Origin of the sequence: Rathayibacter sp. AY1F3, assembly GCF_002931975.1 — a bacterium.
GTDB lineage: Bacteria > Actinomycetota > Actinomycetes > Actinomycetales > Microbacteriaceae > Rathayibacter.
On the sequence record NZ_PSVF01000006.1, the window covers coordinates 39,594 to 56,720 of the forward strand.

Consider the following 17,127-nt stretch of genomic DNA (forward strand, 5'->3'; position numbering starts at 1 on the left):
GCGCGGCTCTCGACTCGGGTCGTCCACCCGCTCAGACCGCTCCGGTGCTCGCCCACAGGTGGAACGCCGCGTGCGCCCGGTGCGGCCGCCACGCCTGCGACGCCGCCTCCGCCTCCGCCGTGCTCACCCGGCCGAGCGCCTTCCTCAGCACCAGGTCACCGGCGGGGAAGGCGTCCGGATCGCCGAGGAACCGGAGCGCGAGGTAGTCGGCCGTCCACGGCCCGATGCCCGGGATCGCGAGGAGCGCGCGCCGCTGCTCCGGCAGGTCGCCCGCGCGGTCGAGCACGGGTCCGGCGGCGAAGGCCTCGGCGACGGCCCGGACCGTCCGCGCCCGGGCGTTGGTGATCCCGATCGCCGAGCGCAGAGCCTCGAACTCCGGCGCGAGCAGGGCGGCGGGTGCCGGGAACGCCAGCAGACCGCGCTCTCCCGGGGCGCCGAAGGCCGCGGCGGTGCGTCCGCCGAAGGTCCGGGCCGCGGCGACGGACACCTGCTGGCCGAGGACCGCCATCACCGCCGCCTCGAACGCCTCCGGGTACTGCGTCGCGCGCAGCCCCGGCCGGGCCGCGACGGAGCGGGCGAGCAGCGGATCCCGCGAGAGCTCGGCGCCGATCGCCACCACGTCGGAGTCGAGGTCGAACCAGGCACGGACGACCGCGGCCGCCGGCGTCAGCACGTCCGGCTCCGCCTCCACCCGCAGCCCGGTCTCCGTCACCTCGAGCACGATCGGCCGCGGCGCCCCGTCGAGGGTGAGCAGGCGCTCCAGGCGCCGGCCGTCGGCCGAGACCCGCTCCACTCCGGGGAGGGCGTGGTTGCGGAGGAGGCTCGCGGCGCCGGCGGAGTCGAAGGGCCCGAGGGCCGGCAGGTCGAGGGAGGACGTCTCGTTCAGGGGAGCAGGACCGTCTTGCCGCGCGCGCGGCCCGACTCGACGAGGGCGAGCGCGGCGGCCGCCTCGGTCAGCGGGAAGGAGGGCCCGAGCACGACCTCGAGCTCCCCGCGACCGGCGCGGTCGAGCAGGCCCGGCCGGGCGGCGTCGCGGAGCGCGGTGCCGGGATCGGCTCCCGGTCCGCCGCCGAGCATCAGGATCCCGCCGAGGCGGGCGGCGTGCTCGAAGCCGGCGACGGTGGCGATGCGCGAGCGGTCGGCGACCAGAGCCACCGAGGCGTCCAGCGCCTCGTCGGTGCCCGCCGTGTCCAGCGCGACGTCGACGCCGCCGGGGGCCAGGACGCGCACGCGCTCCTCCAGCCCGGCGCCGTAGCGGACCGGCTCCGCGCCGAAGCGGCGGACGACCTCCTCGCCGCGCTCGCTCGTGGTGCCCAGCACCCGTGCTCCGCGGGCGACCGCGAGCTGAACAGCGAGCGAGCCGACGGCTCCGCTCGCCCCGTGCACCAGGACGGTGACCCCGGAGGAGACGCGGGTGGCCTCGACGAGGTGCTCGGCGGTCGTCCCGGCCAGCAGGAGGCCCGCGGCCGCCGCCCAGCCGAGCCCGGCGGGCTTGGGCAGGACCGCGCTCGCGGGCGCGACCAGCTCGGCGGAGTAGCCGCCGGAGACCCGGAACGCCACGACCTCGTCGCCCACCCGGATCGGGCCGAGCGGCCCCTCGGCCCCCTCGCCGACCGCGGTCACGACTCCGGAGACCTCGCTGCCCGGCCGGACCGGCACCCGTCCGCGCCCGAACATCCCGCGCAGGAGCTTCGCGTCGGCCGGGTTCACGCCCGCTGCGCGCACCGCGATCCGCACCCTGCCGGGCGCCGGCTCCCCTGGATCGACCTCGACGGCGCGCAGCGCCTCCGGCCCGTCGAATCCCTCGGCCTGCATCGCGACGACCATGCGTCCGCCTCCCGTTCCCGGGCGCCCGCGCACCCGAGCGCGACGCTAGCAGCAGCGTCCGACCCTCGGATCCCCTGCGGAGAGCGCGGCAGCCGACCGAGAACGCCCGTTCTGGTACCGCCTACCATGGAGGGATGTCCCCGATCCTCGACGAGCGCCCTCCCCGCGAGGCGATCCTCGCGGCCGCCGACCGGCTCTACTACGAGCGCGGCATCCAGTCCGTCGGGATGGACGAGCTCCGCACGGCCGCGGGCGTCTCGCTGAAGCGCCTCTACTCGGAGTTCCCGAGCAAGGAGTCGGTGGTGGTCGCCGTCCTGCACGGCCGGCACGAGCAGTGGACCCTCGGCGTGACCACCCGGGTCGCCGCGGCGGACGGACCCCGCGGCAAGCTGCTCGCGATCTACGACTTCCTCTTCGACTGGTTCTCCGAGGACTCGTTCCGCGGCTGCGGCTTCATCAACGCCTTCGGGGAGCTCGGCTCGTCGAACCCGATGGTCGCCGAGATGGCGCGCGACCACAAGGAGACGTTCCAGCGCTTCCTCGCGACCCTCGCCGAGGGGGCGGGAGGCGGCGCCGAGCTCGCCGCGCAGCTCGCGATCCTCGCCGAGGGCGCCCAGACCACCGCGGCCATCGCCGGAACCCCGGAGGCCGCCCTGCACGCGCGTCGCGCCGCCGAGATCCTCATCGACGCGGAGACGCGCCCCGTCTGAGGCACGCCGCGCGCGGGATCAGGCCTCGCCGCCCCCGGGCGGGCCGACCACCAGCAGCGCCGCGAAGACGACGGCGACCAGAGCCAGGACCAGCGCCCCGGCGAGCACGGGCCGCGCGAGCGCCCAGCGGAGGAGCCGGCTCGTCACGCGCCGGTCGCGCGGGTCGTCCGTGGCGTGCGTCCGCCACGGGCCCTCCAGCAGGCCGCGGCGCTCGAAGCCGCGCTCCAGCGGGACCGTCGCATAGGGCACGACCGCGCTGACGACCGCGAGCGCCGTCGCGCCCGCCGACCACCGCTGGTTCACCGCGAGCACCAGGGCCGCGGCTCCGTAGGCGAGGAACGCGAACCCGTGGATCGGCCCGGCGACGCTCACCGGCCAGTCGCCGGCTCCGGCCGCGTACTTCAGCAGCATCCCCACGATCAGGAGAGTCCAGGTCACCGCCTCGACGATCGACAGCAGGCGGAAGAGGCGGCGCGGGCTCATGGGATCGGCTCCGTTCGGTCCGCGGCGACGCGGCTCGGGGTCGGTCGAGGGTCGCCCGGAGCCTACGGGAGCACGCTCGCGAGGAACCTGAGCGGACGGGGACCGCTCGGGGTGCTCAGCCCAGCCAGCCGGTGAGCGAGAGGGCCGTCACCGCGCCGACCAGGCCCGCGGCGACGAGGGCGACCGTGCCCGTGACTCCGCTGCGGGAGGGGGCTGCGGCGGGGCCGCCGGCCAGGCGCGCCCAGAGCCGGCGTGCCACCTCCTCGGCGGAGGGGCGGTCGGCCGGATCGAGAGCGGTCATCGCGGTCAGCAGCTCGCGCCACTCCGCCGGGACCGTCTCCGGGACGACGGGCGCGTGGTGGAGGCGCTGGATCGAGATCTCGAGCGTCGTGCCGGTGTAGGCCCTGCGGCCCGAGACGGCCTCGAGGAGGACCAGCCCGAGCGAGTAGACGTCGGACGCCGGTCCGACCGGGCCGGAGCCGAGGCTCTCGGGGCTGAGGTACGCGGCGGTGCCCACCAGCACGTCGGAGCGGGTGAGCCGGGCGTCGTCGACCGAGCGGGCGATCCCGAAGTCGCTGAGCTTGGCCTCGTGCGCGGAGAAGCCGGATGCGGTGGCGCGCGAGCGGACGAGGACGTTCTCGGGCTTCACGTCGCGGTGGAGGACGCCCTGCGCGTGCAGGTGCGCGAGAGCATCGGCCACCTGGGCACCGACCTCCGCGACGAGCCGCTGGTCGCCGGAGGCGAACCAGTCGGCCGCCGGGTCGCTGCGGTCGAAGTACTCGAGGACGAGGAACGCGAGGTCGCCCTCCTCGCCGGGGATATCGCCCTGGTCGAGGACGTCCACCACGGAGGCGTGACGCGAGTCGATCAGGAAGCGGATCTCGCGCTCGCGACGCGCCCGCTCGTTGGGGGTGTCCGGGACGTCGCGGTGGACCTTGACCGCGACCTGGCGGGCGAGGCGGAGATCGCGGGCGCGGTAGACGACGGCGCTGCCGCCCTCGCCCACCCGCTCGAGCACGAGGTAGCGACAGGCGAGGGTGGAGCCGACCAGCGGATCCACGACGTCGGCGGGGAGCAGCTGCAGGCGGTCGAGTTCGTCCAGCACGTCCAGCTCCCTTCGCGAATGAGTCACTAGCTCGTCTAACTAGTAGTCCCTTCGTAGTGGTCGCCGCCCTTTCAGGCAAGCACCTCGGGGGAGGTTGGCTTGACTAGATGTTCTTGCTACAAGACTGTCTAGACTGTTCGGCATGGATGAGGTCACGCTGAAGCGACCCGGGGCCTTCTGGTTCTCGGGTGAGGCGACCGAGCCGGGAGCGGTGGAGGTCCTCGCCGCGATGCGCGCCTTCCGCACGGCGGAGGCCGCGATGCGCCGCCGGACCCGCGGTTCCATGGGCATGGGCGAGAACGACCTGCTGGCCGTGCAGTTCCTCATGCGCCGCCAGCAGAAGGGCGTGCACGTCAGCCCGAAGGACCTGGCCTCCTACCTCGGCATCTCCTCCGCCTCCACGACCGTGCTGATCGACCGGCTGGTCAAGAGCGGGCACGTGGTCCGGGAGCCGCACCCGAGCGACCGCCGCGCCATCCGCATCGTCGCCACTCCCACCTCCCACCGCGAGGTGCGCGAGACGCTCGACGAGATGCACCGCCGCATGCTCGAGGCGGCCGAGACGCTCAGCCCCTCCGAGGCCGGGACCGTCATCCGCTTCCTGCAGACGATGCGCGACATCGTCGAGCGCCCGGCCGACTCCGAGACGGTCGACGCGGCCCAGGAGCTCGCGGGCGAGCCGATCGGCGAGTACGCCGACGGCGTGCTGGAGCAGCGCCGCGCCTGACCGGCGTCCCCGCGGCCGCGACCGCTCGTCCCCGGGAGTTCACTCCGAGGGTCTTCTGCCGCGCCCCGGATCCGTCGGAGAATCGAGGCGTCCGGCGGCGATGGACAGAAAACGCACTCCGCGACGTAAGTAGCTAGCTCAACTAGTAGGAAGTCTTTCTAGCGATATAGAGTGACGGACGTCAGCCACTCGCACGTCAGATCGGAGCACACCATGGGCAACATCCTTTACGGCACTCCCCCCGCCGCCATCGAGGTCGAGGACCGCGCCCTCGCCCACCTCCAGATCGTCATCATCAACAAGTTCCGCCGCGACGAGCGCTTCCTGCTCACCCTCGACGCGAGCCCCCAGGCCGGCACCGGCCGCCGCGGCGTGTGGATGCACCCGACCATCCCGATCCAGTTCGAGTTCAAGGGCAGCCGCCAGCCCACGATCAACCCGGAGTGGGTCGAGGCACTCATGGAGCGCGCCAACAGCGGCGCCGGCCTCCGCATCGTGCCCGAGCCGACGAGCAACGCCGCCGTCCCGCTGCGCCGCGCCGAGCCCGCCGCCTGACCCTCCGCGCCGGAGCCGCTCCCGATCAGGCTCCGCCGCCGTACACCGACACGACCCGCCTTCCCGCCCGTGAGGCGGGTTCCGTCGTCTCCGGGCCTGAGAACCCCGGGAGCGCGCTCGCAAGTGGTTGACATTCCGCGCCACGGTCAGGGTCGCAGTCCTACACTGCTCCTGCGGCACGGGGTCGTTCCGGCGGGCTCGTCCCTGCTGTCGCACGCATGACCGGCCGCCGGCCGCTCGGGCCCCCCTCTCGAGCGACCGGCGGACGGCTGCGCGGCGCACCCGAAGCGCCGTCCGCGAGGTCCGCCGGAACCAGGAGCGGCCAGATGACCCACGGAACGAACAGCCTCACCACCACCGTCGACGAGGTGCGCCCGGGCGACCTCTTCTGCGCCGTCGTCGCCCACGAGACCGAGCAGTGGCGCGTCGTCGCCGTCCTCGGCATCCGCGTCCTCGCCGAGCGGGTCTCCGGAGGAGACCGCCGCAGCTTCACCCTCCGCTTCGTGCGCCACCAGCTCTCGCCGGACGTGCTCATCGCGAGGGGCGCCGCGGCGACGGCCTCTCCGGACTCCCGCCGCTAGAGCGCCGCCGTCGCCACGGCGGGATGCGCCAGGCGGGCGAAGAGGCGGTCGAACACGACCCGCCGATCGAACTGCAGGGCGTACTCCCGGGCTGCCGCCGCTCGGCGTGCGCGATCGTCGGCGCTGAGCTCGAGGACGGCGTGGTCGAGGAGCGCGGCGATCGTGTCCGGGCTGTCGACCGGGGTCACGAAGGCGTGCTCGCCGATCGCCTCGCCGATGCCGCCGGTCAGCGTGGTGATGATCGGCCCGCCCCCGGCGAGCATCTTCTCGGCCAGCGCGATGCCGAAGGTCTCGACGAACTCGGGCCGCGGCTTGCTCGGGAGCACGAACGCCGCGCAGCCCGCCATCAGAAAGGGCTTCTCCGCGTCGCCGACGTCGTCGAGGAAGCGGATGCGGTGCGCCAGCGGCGACGCCGCCGCGATCCGGCGCAGCTCCGCCTCCTGCGGACCGCGACCCGCGATGACGAGTTCGTGGCGCTCGTGGACGGCACTGCGCTCGTAGCCGGTGATGAGATCCTCCACGCCCTTCGCCTCGGTCAGGCGCGAGAGGAAGAGGACGTAGCCGTCGGTCCGGAGTCCGCGGGCCCGCACGACCTCCTCGACGACGCCGGGGTCGAGGTCGAGGTAGGCGTCCGCGTCGATCGCCGGGTAGGACACGGCGATGCGCTCCCGGCACTGCGGAGCGAAGCGCGTCCCGTGCGCGGCGTCGACGCGCTCCGCCTCCTCGATGATCAGGTCGCGCGTGTACTCCGACACCGCGACGCAGTGGTCCTGCGAGAGGTAGGAGGAGAGGATGTGGGCGGCGGCGCCCAGCCGGCCCTCCTCCACCGCCCGGCGGACCACGTTGGTGACGTCGGAGCCGACGGCCTCGGCGATCGTGGTGACCTCGACGGGGAGTCCGGTGCTCCAGGCGGCGCGGAGGGCGTCGGCCACGACGAGCGTGTGCGGGCTCAGGTAGAGCGAGAGGCAGACGGTCGGGACGCCGTCGGTGAACAGCTCGATCAGGCGTCCGGTCATCCCGGCCAGCCAGCGGCCGTCCGGGACCTTGTAGTCGCCCACGGGTCCCGGCCGCTCCACGACGATGCCGTCGCTGTAGGGCAGCACAGCGTCGAGCGGCTTGAGCGGGAGGCCCGCGGCCTCGAGCCGGTCGATCGGCCACGTGACGATCCGGACCTCGTCGAATCCGCGCTCCCGGGCGGTCTCGGCGAGATTGCGCGCTTCGACGGAGTGCCCGCAGATCACCGGATCGGCGCGGACGACGATGACGAGTCTGTTCTGCACGGTGTTCGCGTGCGTGCTCTGGTCCATGGGTCTCCTTCAGGGGTCGTCGGTCGGGTGCGGCGGCGGAGGCCGGACGCGCGGGGTCGGTGGTAGCGGGGGTGACCGCGAGCGGGGGTCAGTGCCGGCGCGCCGGCCACGAGGGCGGCCGGTGCTCGGGCAGGGTTCCCCAGTCGGAGGGCTCCGGACCGAGGTGCAGGACCAGCTCGCCGCCGAGATGGAGGGCGGCCGCGGTCAGGACGCTCGTCAGGAGGGGCGCGCCGTCGAACTCGGCCGACTGCACGTACTGGACCGGCCCGCCCGGCTCGGGCTCGACGAAGCCGGTGGTCCGGATCTCGAGGTCGGCCCCTCCGATCGCCACCGACGCGCGCGCGAAGCTCGGCGCGTTGACCAGCACCAGGCCCTGCCCGGCGACGGGGAACAGCCCGAGGCTCGCCCACACGTACCAGGAGCTGAGGCCGCCGGAGTCGTCGTTCCCCGGCAGGCCGCCCCGGCCCGCTCCGAACCGCTGGTGCAGCACGCCGTGCACGATCTCGGCGGTCCGGTCGGGCCGTCCCGCGTAGTGGTACGCCCAGGGCGAGTCCATGTCGGGCTCGTTGTTGAGCCCCTCGAAGCGTCCGAGCTCGGCTCCCGCGAGCATCTCGCTCCGCTCGGGGCGCAGCCCGGGCTGGACGACCGGCTCGGCTCCGTAGCCGAAGAACTCGTCCAGCTGAGCGACGAAGCCCTCGTCCCCTCCGCTGAGGGCGATGCGCCCCGCCATGTCGTGCAGCAGGCGGAAGGAGTAGTTGTGGCGGGTGCCCTCGTAGTACGTCGAGTCCTTGAGCAGGCCGGAGCGGAGGTCGAACGCGTTCACCCACTGCGCGGCGCGCTCCTCGAGCTGCTCGGCGAGCTCGAGATCGCCGACGTGGCGGGCCACGACGGCCGTGCACCAGTAGCCGTGCGCCAGGTCGAGCGTGTGGCTGATCGGGTGAGCCTCCCCCGCGGCGAGGAACTCCTCGCCGTACATCCGCTTGAGGTCCTCGCTCATGTGCACGAGAGCGGCGTCCCAGTCGATGCCGGGCAGCCCGAGCCGACAGAGGTCGGCGAGGAAGGTGTGCGCGAGGGCACTGCCCTGGCGCGAGAACCGGTCGCTGCCCTTGGCCATCCGGTAGCCGATCGGGAAGTTGCCCTCCTCCTCGCAGATGGTGAGGAGCGCAGCCGCGATCTCGACCGCCCGCTCCGGCAGCAGCATCGTGAGCAGCGGGAGCTGAGTGCGGTAGATGTCCCACATCGTGCTGATGTCGAAGACGAAGGGTCCGTCCGTCGGCCAGAACGGGCTCTCGGAGGGGGCGAGGCACGGCTTGATCAGCGAGTGGTAGAGCGCGGTCGAGAAGATCGTCTCGCGCTCGGCGGACGGGGTGTCGACGGCGATCGTGCGCAGGCGCTTCCGCCACGTCTTGCGGGTGCGATCGCGGCGCTGGTCGAACCCGGTGCCCGCAGGAGGGACGTCGCGATGCAGATTCTCACGGGCGCGGTCGGTGCCCCGCAGCGAGAAGCCCATCCGGAGCTCGACGGTCTGCCCTGCCGTGCTGGGTCCCGCCCACATCAGCCCGAAGGGGCGCAACGTGGTGGGACGGATGTGGTCGAAGTCGAGCCGGGTCCCGCCGGGCATCAGCCGGCGGTCGTACCAGAGCATCTGCCGCCACTGCAGGGCGTCGCACTCCAGGTGCACCGCGAGCGGCGCCCCCTCCATCACGACCTCGCCGGCCGCGACGCCGGGCGAGATCGAGTGCAGCTGCGCGCGCAGCGGCACCGTCGCTCCGCTCGGGATCGCCAGACCCCCGAGGGAGAGGTCGACCACCACGCGGGCGCTGCGGTGCTCGGGGAAGGTGTAGCGGTGCACCACGGAGGCGGGCCCGACGGTGAGCTCGGCCCGCACGCCGGAGGAGAGGGTCGCCGCGTAGTAGCCGGGCTCCGCCACCTCGTCCTCGAGGGCCCAGCTGCGCCCGAGCTCGTCGAGCGGCTCGAGCATCGGCGTGACCCGCAGGTAGTTGTAGTACTTGCGGATCGCGCCGGTGCCCGACTGCTGGAAGTGGGTGAATCCGCTCGCCTCGAGGCCGTCGTGGAGCGTCGGCGGGACCCCCTCGAGCGCGAGGTCGTAGCGGCCGTAGCCCGTCGGATAGGCGCCGGAGTAGGAGCACGCGGACACCATGCCGAGGGGGTAGGTGGCTCCGGGGTGCGTGTTCCCGATCTGCGGCTTCGGCGACCACCACGTCGCTGCGAGCCCCGTCGGCTCCGGGAGCGCGGTCGCCTCCGTGCCCAGGAACGGGTCCACCCGCTCGATCATCCGCTCGCCGCCATGCCGTGACGCTAGGCACGGCGGGGAGACGAGGGGTGTCGACGGGGTGTCCGGCGGACGACGGAGCGGCGACGGATGAGGGCCGACGGACTAGGGGATCAGGCGCTCCGCGCGGTAGCGGTCGAAGAGCGCCGTGAACGAGTCGACCGTCCGGTGGAACGCCGTGAAGCCGGCGAGGCGGGACTTGCCGATGTCGGTGACGACCTCGAGGTTCCGGCCGAGGTCGGCGTCGGTGTGCCACCAGGAGGCGACGCGGGAGAGGTCGGGCTCGATCAGCCCGTGCTCGTCGACGAGGCGCCGCCAGACGGGCTCGGCATCGGCCATCTGCTGCTCGAGCGGCTGCGGCTCCTCCCCCGGGCCGACCGGCTCGACGCCGAAGTGCTCCGCGATCCGGGTCCACATCCAGCGCCAGCGGAAGACGTCGCCGTTGACCACGTTGAAGGCCTGGTCGCGGCCCGCCTCCGACGTCGACGCCCAGAGCATCTGCTCGGCGAGGATCGTCGCGTCGGTCATGTCGGTGAGTCCGTTCCACTGCGTGAGCGAGCCGGGGAACACGAACGGGGTGCCCTCGGCACGGTGGATCGACGCCGCGACCGCGAGGGTCAGCCCCATGTTCATCGCGTTGCCGACGGCGTGCCCGATGACCGTGTGCGAGCGGTGCACCGACCAGGTGAACCCGGCGCGCCCGGCCGCGGCGAAGAGCTCGTCCTCCTGCGCGTAGTAGAAGTTCGGGGCGTCGAGGCGCTCCTCCTCCTCGTGGAACGGGGTGTCGGGCATCGCGCCCTGCCCGTACGCCTCGAACGGGCCCAGGTAGTGCTTGAGGCCGGTCACCAGCGCGACGTGCTCGACGGGAGCGTGCGCGAGCGCGGCGAGGAGGTCGCGGACCATGCCGCCGTTGACCGCGATGTTCTCCTCCTCCGTCGCCTGGCGCGACCAGGCGGTGAAGAAGACGTGCGTGGGGCGCTGGTCGGCGAGCACGCGGGCCAGGTCCTCGGCGGAGCGCAGGTCGGCGGCGAGCGGAGTGACGCCGGGGCGCGCGTCGATCGGGCGGCGCGAGAGGGCGGTCACCGGCCAGCCCTGCTCGGTGAGCAGGTCGACGAGGGCGGAGCCGCCGATGCCCGTCGCACCGACGACGAGGGCGCTGCGGGGGTCGGACGGGGGGACGGGAGTGGTGGAGGACATCCCCTGGGCCAACAGCCCCGGGGGCGAGGCATTCCCCGATCCGGGCGTCACGGAGGGACTCCGGACGTCACGGAGGGACACCGGGCGTCACGGGCGGACCCCGGACCGGGCTCCTCCCCTACCGTCGAGCACGAGCCGCCCGGGGTGGGCGCAGCGGAATAGGAGCCGACGATGACCGCGACCGACGTGCGGGCCGTGCCCGAGGTGGACTACGAGGAGCTGGCGGGGCGGTTCCGGCCGCTGTTCGCCGAGATCGCGGCGGGGGCGGCGGCGCGGGAGAGCGCACGCGAACTGCCGGTCGCGCAGATCCGAGCGCTGGCGGACGCCGGGTTCGGCGCGGTGCGCGTGCCGCTGGACTCCGGCGGGGCCGGCGCGAGCCTCCCCCAGCTGTTCCGCCTGCTGACGGAGCTGGCCGCCGCCGACTCCAACCTCCCCCAGGCGCTCCGCGGCCACTTCGCCCTGGTCGAGGACCGGCTCCTCGCGACCGACGGGACCCGCGAGCGCTGGCTCCGGCGCTTCGCCGACGGCGAGCTCGGCGGCAACGCCTGGACCGAGGTCGGCACGGTCGCGATCGGCGACGTGCAGACGAAGGTCGCTCCGGTCGAGGGCGACCCGACGCGGTTCACGGTGACCGGCACGAAGTACTACTCCACCGGCAGCGTCTTCGCCGACTGGATCGACACCTTCGCCCAGCGCACCGACACCGGGCAGAAGGTGATCGCGATCGTCGACGCTCGCCAGGCGGGCGTCGAGCACGCCGACGACTGGGACGGCTTCGGCCAGCGCACCACGGGCTCGGGGACGAGCACCTTCACGGAGGCGGTGGTCGCGGCCGAGGACGTGATCGACTTCGAGACCCGGTTCCGCTACCAGACCGCGTTCTACCAGGCGGTGCTGCTGGCCGTGCTGGCGGGCTCGATCGCGGGGGCCGAGCGCGAGATCGCAGCCGAGGTGCGGGCGCGGACGCGGATCTTCTCGCACGGGAACGCCGAGTCGTTCGCGGCGGATCCGCAGATCCTGCAGGTGGTGGGGCAGGTCTCGGCCGCCGCCTATGCGGGAGCGGCGATCGTGGAGCGCGCGGCGGTCGCGCTGCAGCGGGCGCACGACGCGGCCCTCGACGGCGACCCGCTCGAGGACGAGCGGCAGAACGACCTCGCCGAGCTCGAGACGGCGCAGGCCCAGATCGTCCTGACGCAGCTGGCCACCCGGGCGACCTCCGACCTCTTCGACGCGCTGGGCGCCTCCGGGGTGAGCACCCGCAAGAACCTCGACCGGCACTGGCGCAACGCGCGCACGGCCGCGAGCCACAATCCGTGGGTGTTCAAGGCGCGGATCGTCGGCGACCACGCGGTCAACGGCACCGTGCCGCCGCGGGTCTGGGCGATCGGCGCGGGGCCGAAGCGGTAGTCGCCTCGGCGCCGGCCGGGGGCGGTGGACAGCCGACAAGGGCGGAGGAGAGGATCGAGGGGGCGGCGACGCGGCCGCCGCGGACGAGGGGGCTCGCGATGATCCGGACGACGACCGCGAGGGGCGCCGGTGCGCTGCTCGCCTGCGCGGCGGGGCTGCTCGCGCTGAGCGGCTGCACGGGAAGCGCCGACGAGGGGACCGCCCCGACGACCGCTCCACCGCTGGTCTCGAGCGCTCCGACGCCGAGCAGTGCCGTCCCGACCGCGAGCGCCGGCAGCGCGACTCCGCTGCCCACCGCGACCCCGGCCACCGCCCTGCTCCCCTGCGAGGACCTGCTCACCGCCGAGGAGGAGGCGTCGCTCGCCGAGGACGGTCTCGCCCTCTCGCCCGAGACGACGGTCTACGACGTCGACTACCCCGTCGTGCAGGAGATCGCCGAGGACGGGGTGCTCTGCCGGTGGAGCGGCCAGGGCGACGTGTCGGTCGTGGTCGGGCAGCTGACGGTCCCGGACGCGGAGTGGCCGGATCGGAGCGCCGCGCTCCTCGCGGACGGGTTCACCGCCGACGACACCGCGGCGCCGGGCTTCCTCGACGGGCCCGACGGACCGGACGAGAGCTACCCCGGCCGCGGCGTCCTCCACCGCGACGGCGTCCTCTACTACGTGAGCTACTCCGGGATCGTCGGCTCGATCGTGCCGCTCTCCGACTGAGGCGGCGGATCGACAGCCCAGGGCGGGCGCCCGTGGTCGGCGCTGCTCCCCGTCGTCAGCTGCTCACCGTGGTGGTCGAACGACAGCGGGGCTCCCGCCTCGGCGCACTCACGGCCGATCAGGTCCATGGCGTTCCAGAAGTACTCGCTCGCCCGTCGATCCCCGGAGATCGCGGAGAGCAGATTGCTCGTGGCGAGACGAGCAGCGTCGGACGCGATCGAGTTCGAGGAGCTTCCGTCGAAGCCCTCGAGGGCTTCGCGAAACGGTGGACGCAGAACGGGATCGAGTTCCGGCGCGTAGTCGTTCCACGTGCGCTCGAGCGGGACACAGGGAGCGGCCTCCTGCACGCCTCCCGGCTTCCCGCACCCGGTCAGGAGGAGCGTGGCCGCCAGCAGGGCCGGCACAGCTGTGGTGCGTCTCACGGGTCTCCTGTCGGTCGAGGGCCCGTCCCGGTCCGCTCCCGGTGCACCGGTTCCTCCGGGACGGATCGAAGGACCGTATCCGGTCCGAGCTCGCCGACCGGCGCCGCGGCGCGGTACGGCTCCGACAGGCGCGTCCGGCGTGCTGCCCGGTGGGTTCCCGTCCGGGGTCGGGTGGGGCCTGCGGCAGGGGGTAGCGTCGACAGGTGCGATTCCCCTGGCGTTCCCGAGACAGCGAGCGACTGCCGCGGGACGTGCTCGTGCTGGGGGTCGTCGCCTTCTTCGTGATGCTGGGGTTCGGCGTCGTCGTGCCGGTGCTGCCGACCTACGTGCGCAGCTTCGGCGTCGACTACACGGCGGTCGGCGCGGTCGTCTCGGCGTTCGCGCTGATGCGGCTGGTCTCGAATCCGTTCGTGGGGCCGCTCGTCGACCGGTTCGGCGAGCGGGTCGTGCTCGCCGTCGGCATCGGCATCGTCGCGCTCTCCTCGGCGCTGGTCGGCTTCGCCTCCGACTACCCGCACCTCCTCCTGCTGCGCGGAGTCGGCGGCATCGGCTCCGCGATGTTCTCCGTCGCGGCGATGACGCTCCTCCTGCGCACCGCGAGCCCGGAGCGGCGCGGCCGCTCGATCGGCTTCTACCAGGGCGGTTTCCTGCTCGGCGGCATGGCGGGCCCCGCGGTGGGCGGCGTGCTCACGGCGATCTCGCTCACCGCCCCCTTCTTCTTCTACGCCGGCACGCTCGCGATCGCGGGGCTCGTCGGGCTGATCCTGCTGCAGCGGCCGGAGCGCGACGCGGCACCGTCCGCCGCGGCGAGGACGAAGCCCCTGCGCGAGGTCGCCCGCGACCGCCGGTACCAGAGCGCGGTGCTGGCGAACTTCGCCCTCGGCTGGTCGGCGATGGGAGTCCGCGCGACGCTCGTCCCCGTGCTCGTCGTCGAGGGGCTCGGCGGGCAGCCCGCCTGGACCGGCATCGCGTTCGCGATCGCCGCGGTGGTGCAGACGATCGCGCTAGCGCCCGCCGGCCGCTTCGTCGACACGGTCGGCCGGCGCCCGGCGCTGATCGGCGGATTCTCCGTCGCGGCGGTGGCGATGCTGGCGATGCCGTTCGTCTCGGAGCTGTGGCTGCTCGTCGTGCTGCTCTGCGTCTACGGAGCGGCGGCCGCCTTCATGGGCACGGCCCCGGGTGCGCTGGTCGGTGACGCCGCGGGCGAGCGCGGCGGCAAGCCGGTCTCGGTGTTCCAGGCCGCGTCCGACCTGGGCGGCGTGATCGGGCCGCTGCTCGCAGGCGCTCTCGCCGACGCCGCATCGCCGACCGCGGCCTTCGCCTCCGCCTTCGTGCTGCTGGCGGCGAGCGCGCTGCTCGGCCTGCGGATCCCGCGCTCGCGGATCGCCTAGCTGTTCCGCCCGCGGGCGTCGACGGGCCAGACGGCGCCGCCGCCGTCGCGGAGGAGGACGCGGTACTCGTCGGCCAGGTTCACCGCGACGCAGACGTGGTTCGGCGCGATCCGCACGCGCGTCCCCACCGGGAGGTCGACACCGGTGATCGTCGCATGGTGCTCCGAGAGCACTGGGATGCGCGCCTCCGGGTGCTCCGGGAGGCGGCCGAAGCCGCTCGAGGCCGCGCCACGATCGGAGGAGAGCACCTTGCTGCCCGCGTCGGCGATCAGGTGGTCGCCGCGGCGGGACACGATCGTGGCGAGGACGGTGACGGCGATGTCCTCGGGCGTCATCGTGCCGATCTCCCACTGCTGGGCGTCGCCGAGGGCCGAGACCCCGGGGCGGAGCTCCGTGAGCACCGAGGAGTCGGCGAACGCGGCCGAGGGGGTCGAGCCTCCGCTGACCACGCGGGCCTCGACTCCGGACGCCGCGAGCGACGCGACCGACTCGGCGAGCGCGCGCGCCTCGTCGCGGGCGGCCGCCGCTCCGTTTCCGGCCGCGTAGCTGTGGCCGGGGAAGGTGAAGACGCCGGCGACGTCGAGCCCGGCCGAGACGGCGGCCGCGGCGATCGCGCCGGCTTCGGCGGGGAGCACGCCGCTGCGGTGGTGGCCGGAGTCGATCTCGACGACGACCTCGAGCCCCTCGCGCTCGGGCAGGGCCGCGGCCAGGCGCTCGGCCGACTCCGCCGAGTCGACGCCGACCCGCACACGGGCGCTCGCGAGGACATGGCGGAGCCGCCCGGCGCGCTCGGCGTCGAGCCAGAGCGGGTAGGCGATGAAGAGGTCGCGGATCCCTCCCGCGGCGAAGACCTCGGCCTCCGAGACGGTCGCGACGGTGAGCCCGACGGCCCCCGCGGCGAGCTGGCGCCGGGCGATCTCGAGCGACTTGTGGGTCTTCGCGTGGGGGCGGAGCGCCAGACCCCGCTCGCGGGCAGCCGCGGCGACGGCGGCGATGTCGCGGTCGAGCACCGCCTCGTCGAGCACCAGCGCCGGAGTGGCGAGAGCGTCGAGCACGGCGGAGCGGGCGGAGGAGTCGGCGGCGGCGGTATCGACGGTCACGCGCCGAGCCTAGGCCGCACCACCGGCCCGCGTCCGGCCGTCACGGCGGCCTCGCGCCGGTCCGCCGCCGGTCATCGCGCCCCGAGGAAGGCCCCGCGGAGGGATCCCGTCGAGCACGACACCGCGTCGACCTCGGAGGCGGCCGCGCCGCTCCGACACCGTCTTCCGGATCGCCCACCTCTCCGCCGGGACGCTCCCGACGATGCTTCCGGGCTTCGGCGTCGTCGGGCTGAGCACTCTCGTCCACTGACCGTTCATCCGCCGCGGGATGCGGGAGGACCCCGGCGCTGCCAGGCTGAGCGGATGACTCCGCAGTCCTCCCGCCTCCGGCCCTTCGGCCCGTCCGGCGCCACCGTCACCCGGCTGACCCTCGGAACCTCCTGGCGCCCCGAGCGCGTCGCCGACCTCGATCGGGTGCCGGCCCTCGAGCGCGTCCTCGACTCCGACGCCGCCACCCGCGCCGTCTCCGTCGTCGACACGTCCAACGAGTACGCCGGCGGCCACAGCGAGCGCCTGATCGGCGAGGCCCTGCAGGCCCGCGGCGGCGTCCCCGAGGGGATCACCGTGGTCACCAAGCTCGACCGCGACCCGAGCACCGGCAGCTACTCGGCCGAGCGGATGCGCCGCAGCCTCGACGAGAGCCGCGAGCGCCTCGGGATGGACGTCCTCCCCCTGCTCTACCTGCACGACCCGGAGCGCATCTCGTACGACGAGGCCTTCGCCGAGGACGGCCCGGTCCGCGCGCTCGTCGCGATGAAGGAGGCGGGCGTCGCCCTCTCGATCGGGATCTCGGGCGGACCCGCGCCGATGCTGCGCCACTACGTCGACACCGGCCTCTTCGACGCCGTGATCACCCACAACCGCTTCACGCTGGTCGACCGCTCCTCCGAGGAGCTGATCGACGCGTCCGTCGACCGCGGCGTGATCGTCGTCAACGCGGCGGTCTACGGCGGAGGCGCCCTCGCGCGCTGGCCGGAGCCGGTCGCCTCCTACGCCTACCGGCCGGCGCCGCGCGAGATCGTCGATGCCGTCGCGGCGATGGGAGCGGCCTGCGACCGGGCGGGCGTGCCGCTCGCCGCCGCCGCGCTGCAGTTCTCGACGCGCGACCCCCGCGTGACGACGACGGTCGTCGGCGCCACCTCCGCCGAGCACTACGACTCCTTCGTGGCCGACGACGCGCTCGAGATCCCCGACGCGCTGTTCGAGGAGCTGGAGTCGCTCGCTCCGCCGAGCACCGTCTGGCAGGACGCGCCCGGGGCGACCTGGCCGCGCTGATCCGGGCATAGCCGGGCTCTCCTCCCGGTTGGAGCAC

17 protein-coding genes are annotated in these 17,127 nt (G+C 74.0%); 8 read left to right on the plus strand and 9 right to left on the minus strand.

The annotated features are described in order from the left end of the window. Window positions 1–31: 31 nt before the first annotated feature. Both C5C39_RS05575 and C5C39_RS05580 read right to left on the minus strand, forming a co-directional pair. A complete protein-coding gene (locus C5C39_RS05575; protein ID WP_308471209.1) occupies window positions 32–886 on the minus strand; it encodes an AlkA N-terminal domain-containing protein in 855 nt (284 codons plus the stop codon). Beyond that, a complete protein-coding gene (locus tag C5C39_RS05580; protein ID WP_258069511.1) occupies window positions 883–1,827 on the minus strand; it encodes an NADP-dependent oxidoreductase in 945 nt (314 codons plus the stop codon). Before C5C39_RS05580 ends, C5C39_RS05575 begins: the two co-directional genes overlap by 4 nt. Before the next feature lie 134 nt (window positions 1,828–1,961). Here C5C39_RS05580 and C5C39_RS05585 point away from each other — a divergent pair, with 134 nt between their 5' ends. Then, window positions 1,962–2,537 (plus strand): TetR/AcrR family transcriptional regulator, encoded by a 576-nt coding sequence (locus C5C39_RS05585; protein ID WP_104326110.1) that lies wholly within the window; start codon window positions 1,962–1,964, stop codon window positions 2,535–2,537. An 18-nt stretch (window positions 2,538–2,555) separates the two neighbouring features. Here the strand turns inward: C5C39_RS05585 and C5C39_RS05590 are convergent, their stop codons facing one another. Both C5C39_RS05590 and C5C39_RS05595 read right to left on the minus strand, forming a co-directional pair. After that, entirely contained in the window at window positions 2,556–3,020 is a 465-nt protein-coding gene (locus tag C5C39_RS05590; protein WP_104225947.1) for a DUF3817 domain-containing protein, read from the minus strand. 115 nt (window positions 3,021–3,135) lie between these two features. Further along, a complete protein-coding gene (locus C5C39_RS05595) occupies window positions 3,136–4,125 on the minus strand; it encodes a serine/threonine-protein kinase (protein ID WP_181136327.1) in 990 nt (329 codons plus the stop codon). 142 nt (window positions 4,126–4,267) lie between these two features. Here C5C39_RS05595 and C5C39_RS05600 point away from each other — a divergent pair, with 142 nt between their 5' ends. From C5C39_RS05600 to C5C39_RS05610, 3 genes are all read left to right on the plus strand, one after another. Next, the gene (locus C5C39_RS05600) at window positions 4,268–4,852 is read left to right on the plus strand and encodes a MarR family winged helix-turn-helix transcriptional regulator (RefSeq protein ID WP_104350083.1); all 585 of its coding nucleotides are present in this window, start codon (window positions 4,268–4,270) and stop codon (window positions 4,850–4,852) included. 213 nt (window positions 4,853–5,065) lie between these two features. Beyond that, window positions 5,066–5,407, plus strand: coding sequence for an ATP-dependent DNA ligase (locus C5C39_RS05605; protein WP_104224199.1), 342 nt, complete (start codon window positions 5,066–5,068; stop codon window positions 5,405–5,407). Between the two features lie 326 nt (window positions 5,408–5,733). After that, window positions 5,734–5,988, plus strand: a complete 255-nt coding sequence (locus tag C5C39_RS05610) for a hypothetical protein (RefSeq protein ID WP_104246999.1) — start codon at window positions 5,734–5,736, stop codon at window positions 5,986–5,988. On the opposite strand, the gene C5C39_RS05615 is transcribed toward C5C39_RS05610, so the two are convergent. The 3 genes from C5C39_RS05615 to C5C39_RS05625 all read right to left on the minus strand — a co-directional run bounded on the left by C5C39_RS05615 (window position 5,985) and on the right by C5C39_RS05625 (window position 10,785). Beyond that, the gene (locus tag C5C39_RS05615) at window positions 5,985–7,295 is read right to left on the minus strand and encodes a glycosyltransferase (RefSeq protein ID WP_104352861.1); all 1,311 of its coding nucleotides are present in this window, start codon (window positions 7,293–7,295) and stop codon (window positions 5,985–5,987) included. The two genes, C5C39_RS05610 and C5C39_RS05615, sit on opposite strands and share 4 nt — an antisense overlap. An 88-nt stretch (window positions 7,296–7,383) precedes the next feature. Further along, on the minus strand, window positions 7,384–9,579 hold the full coding sequence (locus C5C39_RS05620) for a glycoside hydrolase domain-containing protein (RefSeq protein ID WP_258075779.1): 2,196 nt from the start codon (window positions 9,577–9,579) through the stop codon (window positions 7,384–7,386). A gap of 114 nt (window positions 9,580–9,693) precedes the next feature. After that, on the minus strand, window positions 9,694–10,785 hold the full coding sequence (locus tag C5C39_RS05625) for an SDR family oxidoreductase (protein ID WP_104224165.1): 1,092 nt from the start codon (window positions 10,783–10,785) through the stop codon (window positions 9,694–9,696). A 171-nt stretch (window positions 10,786–10,956) separates the two neighbouring features. Between C5C39_RS05625 and C5C39_RS05630 the strand changes: the two genes are divergently transcribed. Together C5C39_RS05630 and C5C39_RS05635 are read left to right on the plus strand one after the other, a co-directional pair. Beyond that, window positions 10,957–12,192, plus strand: a complete 1,236-nt coding sequence (locus tag C5C39_RS05630; RefSeq protein WP_104346118.1) for an acyl-CoA dehydrogenase family protein — start codon at window positions 10,957–10,959, stop codon at window positions 12,190–12,192. Between the two features lie 98 nt (window positions 12,193–12,290). Further along, window positions 12,291–12,902, plus strand: a complete 612-nt coding sequence (locus tag C5C39_RS05635) for a hypothetical protein (RefSeq protein WP_104352863.1) — start codon at window positions 12,291–12,293, stop codon at window positions 12,900–12,902. On the opposite strand, the gene C5C39_RS05640 is transcribed toward C5C39_RS05635, so the two are convergent. Beyond that, a complete protein-coding gene (locus C5C39_RS05640; protein ID WP_104352864.1) occupies window positions 12,860–13,306 on the minus strand; it encodes a hypothetical protein in 447 nt (148 codons plus the stop codon). The genes C5C39_RS05635 and C5C39_RS05640 overlap by 43 nt on opposite strands. Window positions 13,307–13,527: 221 nt before the next feature. On the opposite strand from C5C39_RS05640, the gene C5C39_RS05645 reads away from it, so the two are divergent. Then, complete coding sequence (locus tag C5C39_RS05645; protein ID WP_258075780.1) at window positions 13,528–14,715, plus strand: MFS transporter; 1,188 nt, start codon at window positions 13,528–13,530, stop codon at window positions 14,713–14,715. Here C5C39_RS05645 and C5C39_RS05650 read toward each other — a convergent pair. Continuing rightward, window positions 14,712–15,815 carry an alanine racemase gene (locus tag C5C39_RS05650; RefSeq protein WP_258061247.1) on the minus strand — a complete coding sequence of 368 codons (1,104 nt, stop codon included), beginning with the start codon at window positions 15,813–15,815 and terminating at the stop codon, window positions 14,712–14,714. The two genes, C5C39_RS05645 and C5C39_RS05650, sit on opposite strands and share 4 nt — an antisense overlap. A 303-nt stretch (window positions 15,816–16,118) precedes the next feature. On the opposite strand from C5C39_RS05650, the gene C5C39_RS05655 reads away from it, so the two are divergent. Then, complete coding sequence (locus C5C39_RS05655; RefSeq protein ID WP_104249740.1) at window positions 16,119–17,090, plus strand: aldo/keto reductase; 972 nt, start codon at window positions 16,119–16,121, stop codon at window positions 17,088–17,090. Window positions 17,091–17,127 lie beyond the last annotated feature (37 nt).

Bases quoted from the DNA above. Each gene is read 5' to 3' on its own strand.
- C5C39_RS05625 (WP_104224165.1), bottom strand. From the start codon at position 10,785: ATGTCCTCCACCACTCCCGTCCCCCCGTCCGACCCCCGCAGCGCCCTC.
- C5C39_RS05630 (WP_104346118.1), top strand. From the start codon at position 10,957: ATGACCGCGACCGACGTGCGGGCCGTGCCCGAGGTGGACTACGAGGAG.
- C5C39_RS05600 (WP_104350083.1), top strand. From the start codon at position 4,268: ATGGATGAGGTCACGCTGAAGCGACCCGGGGCCTTCTGGTTCTCGGGT.
- C5C39_RS05635 (WP_104352863.1), top strand. From the start codon at position 12,291: ATGATCCGGACGACGACCGCGAGGGGCGCCGGTGCGCTGCTCGCCTGC.
- C5C39_RS05615 (WP_104352861.1), bottom strand. From the start codon at position 7,295: ATGGACCAGAGCACGCACGCGAACACCGTGCAGAACAGACTCGTCATC.
- C5C39_RS05585 (WP_104326110.1), top strand. From the start codon at position 1,962: ATGTCCCCGATCCTCGACGAGCGCCCTCCCCGCGAGGCGATCCTCGCG.
- C5C39_RS05605 (WP_104224199.1), top strand. From the start codon at position 5,066: ATGGGCAACATCCTTTACGGCACTCCCCCCGCCGCCATCGAGGTCGAG.
- C5C39_RS05580 (WP_258069511.1), bottom strand. From the start codon at position 1,827: ATGGTCGTCGCGATGCAGGCCGAGGGATTCGACGGGCCGGAGGCGCTG.
- C5C39_RS05655 (WP_104249740.1), top strand. From the start codon at position 16,119: ATGACTCCGCAGTCCTCCCGCCTCCGGCCCTTCGGCCCGTCCGGCGCC.
- C5C39_RS05590 (WP_104225947.1), bottom strand. From the start codon at position 3,020: ATGAGCCCGCGCCGCCTCTTCCGCCTGCTGTCGATCGTCGAGGCGGTG.
- C5C39_RS05610 (WP_104246999.1), top strand. From the start codon at position 5,734: ATGACCCACGGAACGAACAGCCTCACCACCACCGTCGACGAGGTGCGC.